The sequence below is a fragment of the Oceanimonas marisflavi genome (genome assembly GCF_003049725.1).
In the GTDB taxonomy this organism is placed as follows: domain Bacteria; phylum Pseudomonadota; class Gammaproteobacteria; order Enterobacterales; family Aeromonadaceae; genus Oceanimonas; species Oceanimonas marisflavi.
The window spans coordinates 32,889-47,313 of sequence record NZ_QAGM01000024.1; the positions used below are offsets into that span (position 1 = coordinate 32,889).

The window sequence follows — 14,425 nt, forward strand, 5'->3', positions numbered from 1 at the left end:
AGCATACCATAGAGAGCAACAAGGACGAGGCGTGGGGATCACAGTTCGCGGCGGGCTCAGTTGCTTTCATTCTGTAGCTGTTGTTGCAGCTCCCGAGTGCGTTGCTCGGTCAGGCGTTTCAGCTCTTCACTGTGAATGAGTGGTCGTATGGAGCCGCCTTCCCAGGCCGACGACACCAGCTCGGCCTGAGCATCGCGAAAGCGCAGCCAGGCGCGCTGGGCGGTTTTGAGTTTTTGCCGGCGGTTGGGTGAAAGGCTGTCCATCAGCCGGCCATAGGTTTCGTTCAACGCCTTGTCGGCGACCAGGTATTCTTGGTGGGATTGCTCGTTCAGCTCTACCTGAGTGGCGGCGAAAGTAAGAGTGGGCAGCAGCAGATGAATGATGAGTATATATCGAACGAGTTGCATTGGTTACCTCCGTTGGTTAGCGCACCATTACGCTGATGGTACGGAATACCCTGGACAGTAATTCCGTCTGGCTTTGAGTCTGGGTTTTATGCAACAGGTTGCGAATATGAAAGCGCACCGTGGCTTCGCTGATACATAGCTTTTTGGCGATGTCGCAGACCCGGCTGCCGTTCAGCAACTGTTGCAGTACTCGGCATTCGGCCTCGCTGATAGCAAACAGCTGTTGCATCAGCTTCGCCCTTGGGGGCCCGGCAGCAGGAGACACGATAAACACGATGCAATGGGCGACCTGGCCCAGCCAGTCGCATTGCTGTTCGCTGCCACGCCAGGGAAAGCAGAGCGCCGTTTTGTTGATGCCCTGCTCCAGAAAAGTCTCTATGCCGCCATCCAGCTCACCCTTTAACCCGCTCATGGCCGCTATCTGGATGTGCAGTCGTCTGTTTGCCTTTGCATCTGGCAGCCGCAGGGTCACGTCGCCGGCAGCAACGCCACATTTGCACAGATAGGGCATGGCCTTCTGATTGTGATATACCACTCGGCCCTGTTGGTTCAGCAAGGCGGCGGCAGCACTGATATATTCAAGTGAGTCCATTGCGATGCGGGATTTCAGCTGCGCTTCCAGCAGTTGAATATTGATGTGAAAGGCACGATTGAGGTGAGGCAATAATGCCTGCATCAGCATTTGCTGATTGAGAGTAAACAGGGGGTCAAGATGGCTCCTGGTGACCGAGAGCCAGCCACGGCGCTGGTGGTCATGGTAAAACAGGCCGGCATTGAAATGAGTGTATCCCAGGCTTTCGTAGAAATTTTCATAGCAATACAGCGCGTGCAGATCATGCAGATCAAAATGGGCCTGGCTGGTAAATGCCCTGCCGGGCGGTATGGTATTCAGCAGCTCGGTCAGTTCATCCCGGCCCATGATTTCGCGCTGATAGCGCTCCACCTCTGCCGCTGTGACGCCATTGCTGAAAATGCAATTCAACCGTGCATCCACGGTGTCTTCCAGTATCAGGTTGACACTGTGTCCGCCAATGGCGCGCTGAATTTCGCGGGCGGCCGTCGGCCACAGGGCCGGGTCCGCGGCGGCGGCATAGATGGCGTCGATCAACATCAGCAGGGTATTGTTGGTCATGCCTGTTTTCAACGGCTGAGCAGGCCGCTGTTATCCCTGTTAGTTTACGAGCTGTCCTGAATGGCAGATCACCAATGGCAGCGGCCGGGTGTGGCAAGGCAAACGCTTCGCGCCAGGGCCGGAAAATAGCCGGCATTTACGCCATTCATGGCGGTCAGTGGCGTGGCGATACCCCCAGAGATAAGGACGCCGCGTGCCTTTGTGCTGTCCCCGGTTGCGGCAGCACCGTTGGATCCGGTTAATTCATTTTTATCCCTGAGGAATAAGACTAGACCATGATGCGCCGTTCATTGGCGGTTGAACAATGGGAGCATGTGGCTGGGGGAGGGAGCAGAAGAAAAAGAATGGCAGCCGCAGCTGCCATTCCGGCGGATTATTTCTTGCCCTTGCTTTCATGAATCACGATCTGGCCACCGCTGAGGGTGCTGGTGGGGGCGGCATCGTCATCGGCCCCGGGCTCGTTGTCGAACACCACCTCATCGTTGTTGTTCTTGTCCCAGATCTTGATGCGGAACTTGTCGGCGCTGCTGCCCAGCAGATCGCCGTCGGTGGCCGAGACCATAAAGCCGTATTCACCGCCGCCGTTGATCTGCCCGGTGCCCTTGTACTTGGCCTGGGCACCGGCCACCACCAGCCAGTCGTAAACAAGGGAGCGGAAGTTCAGCTCGCCAACCTGAAAGCGAAACTCGGTGTGGCCCTGAGGCAGTTGTTTGCCTTTCTGGTATTTGGCCACCAGGCCGAAGTTGGCCTGGCCACTCAGCTCGGGTTTGGCCGGCATGGCGCCGGCGGGCACCTGAATATGGCCGCCACCGGTGACAAAGGAGCCGCTGGCGTCAAACACCACCACATACTGGTAGCTCTGGCTCAGGCTGTTGCCGTCGTCATCGCTCAGGGTCAGGTGCAGGGCATATACCCCGGGATTGGCGTAGGTACGCGCCAGGGTCACGTTGCCATCGGCCGGCACCACCGCTTCTGTGGTGCCATCGCCCCAGTCGAGCTGGGCGGTGCAGACATCACCACTGGCGCAGCTGAGCACGGCATGGGCCTCGGCCGGGTTGCCCAGCATAAGGGGTTCATCATTGGCGCTAAAGAGATTAATGACCGGCGCCACATCCTGCACGGTCACCGTGGTGGTGGCGCTGTCGCTGGCCCCGCTGAGGTCGGTCACTTGCAGGGCAATGGTCATGGCACCCAACTGGCTGCCGGCCACATAGCTGGGGTTAACGCCGCTGGCGTCATCAAACTGGCCGTCGTTGTCCAGGTCCCAGGCATAGGTGAGGGGGTCACCGTCCGGGTCGGTGCTGGCGCTGCCGTCCAGCACCACAGTGCCGCCCTCATTGACGCTGTAGGGGCCGCTGGCATTCGCCAGCGGCGGCTGCTCCGGGGTCACGAGGCGAATACGATTATTACCCCCGTCGGCGATATAGAGGTTGCCATTGGTGTCCACCGCCACACCCACTGGGGACCGGAGTTGAGCACTGGTGGCGGGTCCGCCATCGCCGCTGAAGCCGAAGCTGCCATTGCCGGCCAGGGTGGTGATAATGCCGGTGGTATCGACCATACGAATGCGGTTATTAACACTGTCGGCGATATAGATGTTGCCATACAAATCTATTTCCACATCTCGTGGAAACGAGATATTGGCGCTGGTGGCGAGGCCGCCATCGCCGCTGAAGCCAGAACTGTCATTGCCGGCGACGGTGTCGATGATGCCGGTGAGGGCGTCCACCCGTCGAATACGATGATTACTGCTGTCGGCGATATAAAGGTTGCCATCGTTATCCAGCGCCACACCGAACGGCCTATCGAGCTCAGCACTGGTGGCGTGGCCGCCATCGCCGCTAAAGCCCTCACTGCCATTACCGGCCGCTGTGGTAATGATGCCGGTACTGGCATCGACCTTGCGAATGCGATGATTAGATGTATCGGCGATATAGAGGTTGCCCGCCGTATCCACCGCTACGTCCTGTGGATATCTGAATAGGGCACTGGTGGCGGCCCCGCCATCGCCGCTGAAGCCACTACTGCCATTGCCGGCCACGGTGTCAATCTCGCCCGTGTCGGCATCGACCTTTCGAATACGATGATTACCCCCGTCGGCGATATAGAGGTTGCCATTGGTGTCCACCGCCACACCCACTGGGGACCGGAGTTGAGCACTGGTGGCGGGTCCGCCATCTCCGCTGAAGCCGAAGCTGCCATTGCCGGCCACGGTGTCAATCTCGCCGGTAAGGGCATTCACCCGCCGAATACGGTGGTTTCGGTAATCGGCGATATAGAGGTTGCCATTGGTATCCAGCGCCGCGCTGTGAGTATCCAGGCTGGCATGAGTGGCTTCTTCACCATCGCCGCTGTAATAGAGACTGCCATTACCGGCCAGGGTGCTTATCGTGCCGGTGGCATCGACCTTTCGAATACGATGATTACTCCTGTCGGCAATATAGAGGTTGCCGGCGGTATCTACTGCTACAGCGAATGGATATGCGAGTTCAGCGCTGATGGCGGCTCCGCCATCGCCGCTGAAGCCGAAGCTGCCATTGCCGGCCACGGTGTCAATCTCGCCGGTAAGGGCATTCACCCGCCGAATACGGTGGTTTTGGTAATCGGCGATATAGAGATTTCCCGCGGTATCCAGCGTCACACCGGTTGGAGTCGAGAGTGTAGCACTGGTGGCAGGTCCGCCATCGCCACTAAAGCCCTCACTGCCATTGCCGGCCACGGTGTCAATCTCGCCCGTGTCGGCATCGACCTTTCGAATACGATGATTACCCACGTCGGCGATATAGAGGTTGCCATTGGTGTCCACAGCCACACCTATTGGGAACCCGAGTTGAGCACTGGTGGCGGGTCCGCCATCGCCGCTGAAACCGAAGCTGCCATTGCCGGCCAGGGTGGTGATAATGCCGGTGGTATCGACCATACGAATGCGGTTATTACCACTGTCGGCGATATAGAGGTTGCCATACAAATCTATTTCCACATCTCGTGGATACGAGATATTGGCGCTGGTGGCCTGCCCGCCATCGCCGCTAAAGCCACTACTGCCATTGCCGGCCACGGTGTCAATCTCGCCCGTGTCGGCATCGACCCGGCGAATGCGGTGGTTTCGGTTATCGGCGATATAGAGATTTCCCGCGGTATCCAGCGTCACACCCCATGGCTGATGAAGTTGAGCATGGGTGGCGTCTCCGCCATCGCCGCTGAAGCCCAAGATGCCATTGCCGGCGACCACGGTGAGTTCACCACTGCTGTCAATTTTGAATACCCTGTGCTGCTCAAGCGCTGCAACATAAGTGTTGCCGGCGTTGTCGACCACAACACCGAAAGGCGCATACAGATTTGCGTTGACCGCCGGCAGGGCATTGGGGCCGCCACCGGCATAGGTGGTGATGATACCGGCCGCCTGCACCTGAGTGCAGAAGAGCAGTAACAATAAGATAAACAGGTGTTTGAACATGGTTGTTTACTCCTCTTTCAGTCCGGGCATGAACATCAGCTCCACCGGAAAAACCTGCTCCTGGCCGCCATCATCCACAAACCACACTTGAATCATGGGCGGGTGCTGATGCCAGTGGTTATAGAGCTCGGGGGAAACGCGCAAGGGGGAATGCAGCCGATCGTACTCCTGAGTAAGCAGAGTCATAGAGCCGAGTTCGGCAATCCCCTGCTCGGGAAAGAAGTCATCTCCCAAAGTGACATCGGCGGCTTCAATGTTGATATTTCCCACATTGAACACCTTGAGGTGAAGGGTTAACAACACGTCAAAGCCTTCTTCACGCACCTCACTGAAGGCATAGAAGCCGGCGAAGTTGCGCCCCTGATCCGCATGCAGATGTGCGCTGAATGGCGTGACACCCAACAGCAAAAGCGCCACCAGCAACAAGCGATAAAAGCGCTTTTGCCGGGCGCGGTAACCTAGTGTTTTGGAGTTCATGGCCTAACCCCCTTTTGCTTTTGCTTTCCGTGAAGCCCAACAGTTGTGTCTGGGCCTGTTTTTACCCTTGCCTCGGAAGGGTAAAAATGGTGAATCATTCGGGTGGCACGGCGTAGATCGTGCACATGCCTTGATATCGGGTTGCCAAGACATGCCCCGGTCATGCCTGACAATAGGCAAGCGCTTTGGCGAGCGAACCATCCAAATGGATAGTTTTGCTTTTGCAGGGCAAACAACGGGCACAAAAAAGCCCGCGATTGCGGGCTTTGGCATGAAGGCGAGCGCTTACTTGGCGATGCGCTTGTACTTGATACGCTTGGGCTGAATGGCCTCGGCGCCGTAGGTCTTCTTCTTCCACTCTTCGTATTCGGTGAAGTTGCCTTCGAAGAATTCCACCTTGCCCTCGTCCTGGTAGTCCAGAATATGGGTGGCGATACGGTCGAGGAACCAGCGGTCGTGCGAGATCACCATGGCGCAGCCGGGGAATTCCAGCAGGGCGTTTTCCAGCGCGCGCAGGGTTTCGACGTCCAGATCGTTGGTGGGTTCGTCCAGCAGCAGCACGTTGCCGCCGGTCTGCAGCAGCTTGGCCATGTGCAGGCGACCACGCTCACCACCAGACAGCTCGCCGACCCGCTTCTGCTGATCAACGCCCTTGAAGTTGAACCGGCCCAGGTAGGCGCGGCTGGGGATCTCCAGGTTGCCGATGCGCATCATGTCCAGGCCGCCGGACACTTCTTCCCATACGGTCTTGTTGTTGTCCATGGCGTCGCGGAACTGCTCCACCGAGGCCAGCTGCACGGTGTCCCCAAGAGTGATGGCTCCGGAATCCGGCTGCTCGGCACCGGTGAGCATGCGGAACAGGGTGGACTTGCCGGCGCCGTTGGGGCCGATAATGCCGACAATGGCGCCCTTGGGAATGCTGAACGACAGATCGTCAATCAGAACCCGGTCACCGTAGGACTTGGTCAGGTGTTCAACGTCGATCACCTTGTCACCCAAGCGGGGGCCGGGCGGAATGAACAGTTCATTGGTCTCGTTGCGCTTCTGGAAGTCCTGGTTCTGCAGCTCTTCAAAGCGGGCCATACGGGCCTTGGACTTGGCCTGACGGCCCTTGGGGTTCTGGCGCACCCACTCCAGTTCTTTCTGAATGGACTTCTGGCGAGCGGCTTCGGAAGAAGCTTCCTGAGACAGACGCTGATCTTTCTGCTCCAGCCAGGAAGAGTAGTTGCCTTCCCACGGAATGCCTTCACCCCGGTCCAGCTCCAGGATCCAGCCGGCCACGTTGTCGAGGAAGTAACGGTCGTGGGTAATGGCCACTACTGTGCCTTCGTAGTCGTGCAGGAAACGCTCCAGCCAGGCCACGGACTCGGCGTCCAGGTGGTTGGTGGGTTCGTCCAGCAGCAGCATGTCGGGCTTTTCCAGCAGCAGCTTGCACATGGCCACGCGGCGGCGCTCACCACCGGAGAGGTTGCCGATCACGGCATCCCAGGGGGGCAGACGCAGGGCGTCGGCGGCGCGCTCGAGCTGGTTGTCCAGGTTGTGGCCGTCGTGGGCCTGAATAATGGCTTCCAGCTCGCCCTGACGCTTGGCCAGCTTGTCGAAGTCGGCGTCCGGATCCGCGTAGGCGGCGTAGACCTCGTCCAGCTCCTTGAGGGCGCCGGCCACTTCGGCCACGCCTTCCTCTACTTCCTGGCGCACCGTGTGCTCGGGGTTGAGCTGGGGCTCCTGAGGCAGGTAACCGATCTTGATGCCGGGCTGGGCGCGGGCTTCACCTTCAATCTCGGTGTCGATGCCGGCCATGATGCGCAGCAGGGTGGACTTACCGGCGCCGTTCAGACCCAGTACGCCGATTTTGGCGCCGGGGAAGAACGACAGGGAGATATTTTTCAGAATATGACGCTTGGGCGGAACCACCTTGCCCACGCGGTGCATGGTGTAAACAAATTGAGCCATTTCTATATTGTCCTGATAAATCAGTGAGTTGACAGGCCTTTTCGGCAGGCTGTGGCGGGAGGATCCCAACGCCTGCGGCCAACGCAGGGCCATGGCGCTATATGGTACTTGGCTGGGCGGGGAATGCCAGTGGGGAGTAGAGTGAAAAGCGAAGATCCTGGCTGGCAGGGGGGGCGCAGTGCGAAGCAGCAGCAGGGTTACCTCCACCGACACGCTTCAAGCCCCTCCGTGGGGCGCTCGGCACATGCCATCCCTGGCATGTGACGGTCGGTTACGGCAATCCCTGCTGCTGCTTCGTGAAAATCCGGAGCTGACAGGTAAACATTGTCATGCAACTCGGTGCATAGCACGGAGGGGAAAGGGTGTCTGCTTCGCCGTACCCTCTGCGCCAGGGATGGCGCAGCGGAGCCCCCAAGGATGGGTTTACGGCGTGTCGGCGAAGCAGTGCGCTTTACCCGACGGTGTTGCTCGGTCTGACAGACGCGCTGCTTCGCATTGCGCTCTGACAAAGCACCGCTCAACGAGCGGGGCTTTGTTATCAGGACTTGGTCTTCAGGGTTTCCTTGAAGGACTGTTCCACAAAGTCGCCGGTGGCGGGGTGGAACTCCTTGCCTTCATAGGTGGTTTTCATGGTGATTTCGCCGCTGATCAGCTTTTCGGCCAGCTCGTCCAGTTTCGCCCGCACCTCGGGGGAAACGTCGTCCGCCAGGGTCAGCTTGACCACGTCACCCTGGCCGAGGCCGATTTCGGTGATTTGGTTGGGCTGCCACTTGCCAGTGGTGAAGTCCTGGGCGGCGTTGAGAATGGCTACGCTGGCATCGGCCACTGCCGAGCCCACAAAGGTGTCGTCCACCTGGGTCCAGTCGGACACGTTGCCGATATGGCGCACCTCGCCGTTGTGCTTTTTGATCTCGTCAACCACGCCCTGGCGGCCGGCGTTGAGCATGGTGTAAATCACGTCGGCGCCATGAGCGATTTCGGCGGCGGCGGCCTCGGCGTTGATGCCGGTGTTGTCCAGATCGCCGGTGAACCAGGTCAGGTATTTGGCGTCCGGGTTCACGTGCATCAGGCCGTCATAAAAGGCGGCGCGGCCAATCAGGCCGGGCTTGGGCCAGGCGCCGGAGATGTGGCCCACCACGTCCGATTCGGTGGTCAGGCCCGCCAGCGCGCCCGCCAGCCAGGCGGAGTCTTCCTGGCGCACCACATAGCTGGACAGGTTGGGACCCTGTACATGGCCCTGAATCACCACGAATTTGATGTCGGGGAATTCCTGGCTCACGGTCTCGGCCGGGCCGTTGCACTGACCGCCGTGGGCGATGATCATGTCCGGGCCTTTCTGGGCCAGCTCGCGCATGGCCTCGGTGAGCAGAACCGGATCCGAGGTGGCGGAGATATTGGATACAAAGCTGGCGTTCACATCCAGCTGATCACGAATCTTTTCGTAGCCAGTGTGGGCAGCCTGCATAAAGCCGCCGTCGTTGTGCTTGCCGGGGATCAGCACGGCAATATCGGCCTTGTCGGCAGCCATGGCCTGAGCCAGGGGAGTGAGTGCCAGGCCGGCGGCGACGAGCAGGTTGCGCATGGTGTTGTTCATGGTTTCATCCTTGATTGTTTCAGTATTAAGGTTTTGTTGTGAACCTTTCTGGTGAGGCACACCCTATACTTTGGTCTTGTTGTTGTTAAATGAATGTTGCTTTGGGTGCGGTTTTGATCACAGAAAATGCAAAAATCGGTGCGTAAATGTGATCGGGGAGAGGGTCTGCGCCGCTGAGCGGGAAGAAAACACGGCAGGGAATAAAGAGGAAGCCTGGATAATACCGCATCCCTGCGGCATCGGGTTACTCTGGGTCCCGGTTATTGCACCAGCGGGTCAGGCAGGCAGACACCACGGTGTTGCCCAGAAACGCCCAGTCCATCCAGACCGGTTTTTGCGCGTGTTTGTCGATGGCGGCGGCAGACACCAGCAGGGGCGTCCACAGCGCCACCATCACTACGCAGGAGAGCAAGCCTTTTCTTATTTTGATGGTTTTCATCGAAGCACTTCCGGTAAAGAAGAAGCCTTGCTTATAGCATGACCGGGTCACGGCCAGAAGCAGGGCGGCTGATTATTTTTCGTCCTCCTCCTGCTGCCGGCGCGTGGCCATTACTCTTTTTCCATCAGGATTTGGGTGGCCTGGATCTCATGCTCCTGCAAAAAGGCCAGCAGTTTCATCATGTTGTCCACGGTGACCGTGCTGTCTGAGGCCAGTATCAGTTCTGCCTTTTTCAGGCTTTCAAGGTTTTGCTCCAGCACCGGCCTGAACGCGGCCCAGTCGTCGTATTTTTCTCCCTGCAGCGCCCAGGCCGGACTGCCCGCCAGCAGGTTGATGGTCATGCTCTTGTCCTCCTGCACCACCGACAGTGCCTCGCTGTCGCTTTTGGGCAGATCCACTTCAAGGGACTGCAGCGGAATATTGGCGGTCAGCAGCAAAAACACCAGCACGATAAAAATGATATCGAGCAGTGGCGTAATATCCGGGCTGAGGGCGCTCCAGCCGTTGTGGCCGGCGTCCGGGTTTTTGATCATGCCGCTTCCCCTACCTTGAGGCCTTCCAGATGCAGGTTGCAGCGGTTCAGCTCGTGGGTCAGACGGTCGAGCAGACGATCGGCCCAGAGCCCGAACAGCTGAGCGCCGGCGATGGCGGGCAGGGCGATCAGCAGGCCGGCGGCGGTGGTGCTCATGGCCAGACCCAGGCCATCGGCCAGCAGGGTGGGGGTGACCGGATCGCCGCTGGCACCGATGCTTTTGAACATTTCAATCAGGCCCAGTACCGTGCCCAGCAGGCCCAGCAGCGGGCTTATCACTCCCACCAGAGTCAGTACCCGCAGGCCGGCGTGCAGCCGGCTGCGTTGCTGCTGCAGCCAGACCGCAGCCAGATCTTCACGAATGGCTTTGGAGCATTCCTGATGCTGAACCAGCAACCGGCAGCCCTGCAACATAATGGACACCGACGCTTCGGCATCCCTGTCAGGGTAGGACAGGCCCTGACGGCGCAGCCGGCGTTTTTCCTGCTCGCCACGCAGGCTGGTCCAGAGCAGGGTCAGGCCCCGCTCCAGCCACAGCGCCAGGGTGATGATGGAGCAGATGATCAGGGGCCAGCTCATCAGGCCCAGTTGTGAGTGCAGTTGATTAAGAAACGCCATGATTTAATCCAGTTTGAAACGAATGGGGATCTGTACGCGGTGCTCCAGGGCCCGGCCGTTTTCCTCGTAGGCGGAGAATTGCCATTTGGCGATGGCCTTGAGCGCCGCCTTGTCGAGCAGGTTGACGCCGGAGGAGCGGGCCAGCAGCCGCTTGGTCTGTTTACCCTGTTTATCCAGCCAGACTTCCACCACTACCGTGCCTTCCAGACCGCGGCGGCGCGCCTGAACCGGGTAGGAAATGGGCGCCGGCCGGGTGCGGAAACTCGGCTTTTCAATGCGTTTTGGCGCACTGTTTTTTGTCTGTTGCTGAGGTGTGGCCGCCTGCCTGACCGGCTCGGGCCTGGGCTCTGGCGCCGGTCTGGATTCCGGTTCCGGCTTCGGTTCCGGCTCGGGTTTTGGCCTGGGCTTTACGGGCTCGGGTCTGGGCTGCGGTTTGGGTTTTACGGGCTCGGGTCTGGGTTGCGGCCTGGGTTTTACCGGTTCGGGTCTGGGCTTTACAGGCTCGGGAGCCGGTTCAGGCGCAGGCTCGGGAGCCGGTTCAGGCGCAGGCTCGGGAGCCGGTTCAGGCGCAGGCTCGGGAGCCGGTTCAGGCGCAGGCTCGGGCGGGGTGGTGACGGCCGGCATCATGCGCACGCTTACCGGCCCCGGATTGTCGGCCGGCGCCAGGGCTATTTCCATGGGGCTGTGCTCCATGGCATGCGCCAGCAGCCCATGCAGTAATAAAGAGCAGGCAACAAAGATGCCGTAGCGTTTCAGGCTCACTGTCCACCTTTAAAGCAATCGGATAAGAATGAACCCCAAAGCATACGGATTTTTATATCAATGTCTATTTAAATGATAATGGGTTGCATTTGGTTTATCTTGTCGGTCTTTTTATTTTTGGTGACACCATGGCGGCGAGGTGGCAAATCAGGGCACATACTAGGTGTTAATGGTAACAAACAGAAAAAGGATGTTTCTTATGGCCATGCAACAGGTTGGCGATCTCATGACCCGCGAACTGCTGACGCTGGATCAGACCGCAACCCTTAAAGACGCCCATGATCTGATGCGGGAAAAAAGTATTCGCCATATTCCGGTGGTGGATCCGCTGACCGGCAAGCTGCTGGGAGTGCTGACCCAAAAACGCATTATCGCCACCATTATGGAGTTGCTGTCGGACTATGGCGTCAGTGCCCTGGAGCGGCGGGAGCGGGAATGCCGGGTGGTGGAAATTCTTGATGCGGATCTGGAAAGTGTGGATGTGCAGGCGCCCCTGACCGAAGTGGTGGCGTTTTTTCTCAGCAACAAGCACGGCTGCCTGACGGTGGTGGATGAGGAAGGCCGGCTGCAGGGCATGGTGACCTCAGCCGATTTTGTGCGGCTGTGCGCCGAGCTGCTGAAGGCTCAGCCGGCCTGATCAGGCCGGGTAGTGAATGAGATTGTAAAACACCGCCTCTGATGTACCGGTATTGCGATAACCATGGGGCCGGTCGCCGTGAAAGCGCACCGCCGCGCCCGGGCCCAGCCGCTGCCAGTGTCCGTCCAGCAACAGCTCCGGCTCACCCTGCTGCACAATCACATGTTCAATCACCCCCGGCTCATGGGGCTCCGATAGTCGCTGATAACCGGGTAACAGGGTCAGCTCCAGCATCTCGAATCCAAATCGTGCTTCAAACGGAAACAATGGCGCGACCAGCATGCCATCTCCGGCCGGCCGGTGGCGCAGGGACTCGGGCTGACGGAACAGGGGACCAGGGCCGGACTCGGGTACCGGCTCCAGAAAGGTGGACAGTGAGGTATTGAAGCCGCCAGCAATCTTCCACAGGGTCGCCACGGTAGGGCTGGACTCGCCCCGTTCAATCTGGCCCAGCATGGCCTTGCTGACGCCGGTGGCCTGGGCGCAGGCATCCAGGCTCCAGCCGCGCTCCTTGCGCAGCCGGCGCAGGGTGGTGGCCAGATATTGATTGGGCTCTTGCATCTGCGGTGTCCGGTGATCCTGATGTGTTGTGCGTTATAGCATACCTCTGCTAGCATCGGCCATTATGCGTTATAACGCACAACGGAGCTTCTTTATCATGTTCAGCCTGTCTCACCTTTCCGCCGGCTTTATCGCCGTGCTGGTCGGCTACAGCAGCTCGGCCGCCATTATCTTTCAGGCGGCGGCGTCTGCCGGTGCCAGCCAGGCCCAGACCAGCTCCTGGATGTGGGCGCTGGGGCTGGGCTCGGGCCTGACTACCCTGCTGCTGACCCTGCGTTACCGCCAGCCGGTGCTTACCGCCTGGTCCACGCCCGGGGCGGCGCTGCTGGTGACCGCCCTGGCCGGCCTGCCCATGAGCGAGGCGGTGGGGGTATTTTTATTCAGCTCGGCGCTGTTGTTGTTGTGCGGTCTGACCGGCTGGTTTGATCACATCATGCGGTTGCTGCCCGGCGGGCTGGCGGCGGCCATGCTGGGGGGCGTGCTGCTTAACTTCGGGCTGGACTTGTTTGTATCGGTACAACAGGCGCCCGTGCTGGTGATCAGCATGCTGGCGGTGTATCTGGCGCTGCGCCGGCGCCTGCCCCGTTATGTGATCCCCCTGTGCCTGCTCACCGGACTGGCGCTGGCGGCAGGGCAGGGACTGATGCACCTGGAGCGGCTGACCTGGCAGCCGGCCATGCCGGTGCTGATGTGGCCCGAGTTCAGTCTGGCCAGTCTGATTGGCGTGGGCATTCCGCTGTTTATGGTGACCATGGCCTCGCAAAACGTACCTGGCGTGGCGGTGCTGCGCGCCCATGGTTATGACGTGCCGGCCTCGCCGCTGGTAAGCGTGACCGGCCTGGCCGGGGTGCTGCTGGCGCCCTTTGGCGGCTTTGCCTTTAATCTGGCGGCAATCAGCGCCGCCATCTGCATGGGCCCCGAGGTGGATGCCGCCCCCGAGCGGCGCTACAGAGCCACCCTCTGGGCCGGCCTGTTTTATATTCTGATGGGCCTGTTCGCCGCCACCGTGGTGTCGCTGTTTGCGGCCCTGCCCGGGGAGCTTATCATGGCCATTGCCGGCCTGGCGCTGCTGGGCACCATTGGCAACAGCCTGACCGTGGCATTGCGTGACGAGCAGGAGCGGGATGCGGCCCTGCTCACCTTTATGGTGACGGCCTCGGGAGTTTCCCTGCTGGGGATTGGCAGCGCCTTCTGGGGACTGGTGGTGGGCGGCGGTGTGCACTGGCTGAACCACCGTCGACGCAAGCTGGAAGCCGTAAGCTAGAAGCCTGTCTCTTGGTCACAAGTTGCCAAAGAGGACGCAATGCGAAGCATCAGTGCGGTTACACTTCGCCGACACGCTTCAAGCCCATCCGTGGGACGCTCGGCAAATGTCATCCCTGACATTTGACGGTCGGCTACGGCAATCCCCACTGCCGCTTCGGGCAACATCGGCGTTGTCTGCATACGGTCAGTCAGCGCCAAGCGTTCTGAGGAGGGCAAAGGGTGTCAGCTTCGCCGCGTCCTCTGCGCTATGGATGGCGCAGTGGAGCCTACAGGGAGGTATTCACGGCGTGCCGGAGAAGCTGTGCGCTTTGCCCGACGAGAGTGCACGGTACAGCAAACGATAATATTTGTGACCAAGAGACAGGCTAGGGGGCGTTCTCAATCATGCCAACCATATCACTGTTGATACGAGGTGGAGCATGGCAGTGTAGTGTTTCGCGACACGTTCATATCGTGTCGCGATACGACGGTAATGCTTGAACTTCTGGAAAGCGCGTTCAACCAAATTACGCTCTTTATACAGTGCCTTATCGTAATCCCGAGGGCTGATCCGGTTCTTCCTTGGTGGGATCACCGGATTGGCTCCACTG

At 59.5% G+C, this 14,425-nt stretch carries 14 protein-coding genes; 2 read left to right on the top strand and 12 right to left on the bottom strand.

All coding sequences use genetic code 11. The features are described 5' to 3' along the window. Positions 1 to 56: 56 nt before the first annotated feature. The 10 genes from DA373_RS13630 to DA373_RS13675 all read right to left on the bottom strand — a co-directional run bounded on the left by DA373_RS13630 (position 57) and on the right by DA373_RS13675 (position 11,371). Positions 57 to 407 (bottom strand): lysozyme inhibitor LprI family protein, encoded by a 351-nt coding sequence (locus DA373_RS13630; RefSeq protein ID WP_107852859.1) that lies wholly within the window; start codon positions 405 to 407, stop codon positions 57 to 59. 16 nt (positions 408 to 423) lie between these two features. Continuing rightward, positions 424 to 1,539: a helix-turn-helix transcriptional regulator gene (locus DA373_RS13635; protein WP_107852860.1), complete on the bottom strand. Its 1,116-nt coding sequence runs from the start codon at positions 1,537 to 1,539 to the stop codon at positions 424 to 426. 373 nt (positions 1,540 to 1,912) lie between these two features. Further along, positions 1,913 to 4,996, bottom strand: a complete 3,084-nt coding sequence (locus DA373_RS13640) for an NHL repeat-containing protein (RefSeq protein WP_107852861.1) — start codon at positions 4,994 to 4,996, stop codon at positions 1,913 to 1,915. A gap of 6 nt (positions 4,997 to 5,002) precedes the next feature. Continuing rightward, positions 5,003 to 5,473, bottom strand: coding sequence for a hypothetical protein (locus tag DA373_RS13645; RefSeq protein WP_107852862.1), 471 nt, complete (start codon positions 5,471 to 5,473; stop codon positions 5,003 to 5,005). 285 nt (positions 5,474 to 5,758) lie between these two features. Continuing rightward, positions 5,759 to 7,426: an energy-dependent translational throttle protein EttA gene (gene ettA, locus DA373_RS13650; protein WP_107852863.1), complete on the bottom strand. Its 1,668-nt coding sequence runs from the start codon at positions 7,424 to 7,426 to the stop codon at positions 5,759 to 5,761. Positions 7,427 to 7,964: 538 nt separating this feature from the next. Then, complete coding sequence (locus DA373_RS13655) at positions 7,965 to 9,020, bottom strand: BMP family protein (RefSeq protein WP_107852864.1); 1,056 nt, start codon at positions 9,018 to 9,020, stop codon at positions 7,965 to 7,967. A 244-nt stretch (positions 9,021 to 9,264) separates the two neighbouring features. Then, on the bottom strand, positions 9,265 to 9,459 hold the full coding sequence (locus DA373_RS13660) for a hypothetical protein (protein WP_107852865.1): 195 nt from the start codon (positions 9,457 to 9,459) through the stop codon (positions 9,265 to 9,267). A 110-nt stretch (positions 9,460 to 9,569) separates the two neighbouring features. Then, a complete protein-coding gene (locus DA373_RS13665) occupies positions 9,570 to 9,992 on the bottom strand; it encodes an ExbD/TolR family protein (RefSeq protein WP_107852866.1) in 423 nt (140 codons plus the stop codon). Beyond that, on the bottom strand, positions 9,989 to 10,609 hold the full coding sequence (locus tag DA373_RS13670) for a MotA/TolQ/ExbB proton channel family protein (RefSeq protein WP_107852867.1): 621 nt from the start codon (positions 10,607 to 10,609) through the stop codon (positions 9,989 to 9,991). Before DA373_RS13670 ends, DA373_RS13665 begins: the two co-directional genes overlap by 4 nt. Positions 10,610 to 10,612: 3 nt before the next feature. Beyond that, entirely contained in the window at positions 10,613 to 11,371 is a 759-nt protein-coding gene (locus DA373_RS13675; RefSeq protein ID WP_107852868.1) for an energy transducer TonB, read from the bottom strand. A gap of 199 nt (positions 11,372 to 11,570) precedes the next feature. Here DA373_RS13675 and DA373_RS13680 point away from each other — a divergent pair, with 199 nt between their 5' ends. Next, a complete protein-coding gene (locus DA373_RS13680; protein ID WP_107852869.1) occupies positions 11,571 to 12,008 on the top strand; it encodes a CBS domain-containing protein in 438 nt (145 codons plus the stop codon). On the opposite strand, the gene DA373_RS13685 is transcribed toward DA373_RS13680, so the two are convergent. Continuing rightward, positions 12,009 to 12,569: a helix-turn-helix domain-containing protein gene (locus DA373_RS13685; RefSeq protein WP_107852870.1), complete on the bottom strand. Its 561-nt coding sequence runs from the start codon at positions 12,567 to 12,569 to the stop codon at positions 12,009 to 12,011. It lies immediately after the preceding gene. A gap of 94 nt (positions 12,570 to 12,663) precedes the next feature. Here DA373_RS13685 and DA373_RS13690 point away from each other — a divergent pair, with 94 nt between their 5' ends. Continuing rightward, the gene (locus tag DA373_RS13690; RefSeq protein WP_269801428.1) at positions 12,664 to 13,833 is read left to right on the top strand and encodes a benzoate/H(+) symporter BenE family transporter; all 1,170 of its coding nucleotides are present in this window, start codon (positions 12,664 to 12,666) and stop codon (positions 13,831 to 13,833) included. Between the two features lie 384 nt (positions 13,834 to 14,217). On the opposite strand, the gene DA373_RS13695 is transcribed toward DA373_RS13690, so the two are convergent. Next, positions 14,218 to 14,425, bottom strand: a 208-nt coding sequence (locus DA373_RS13695) for a transposase (protein ID WP_157953669.1), incomplete at its 5' end; no start/stop codon positions are given.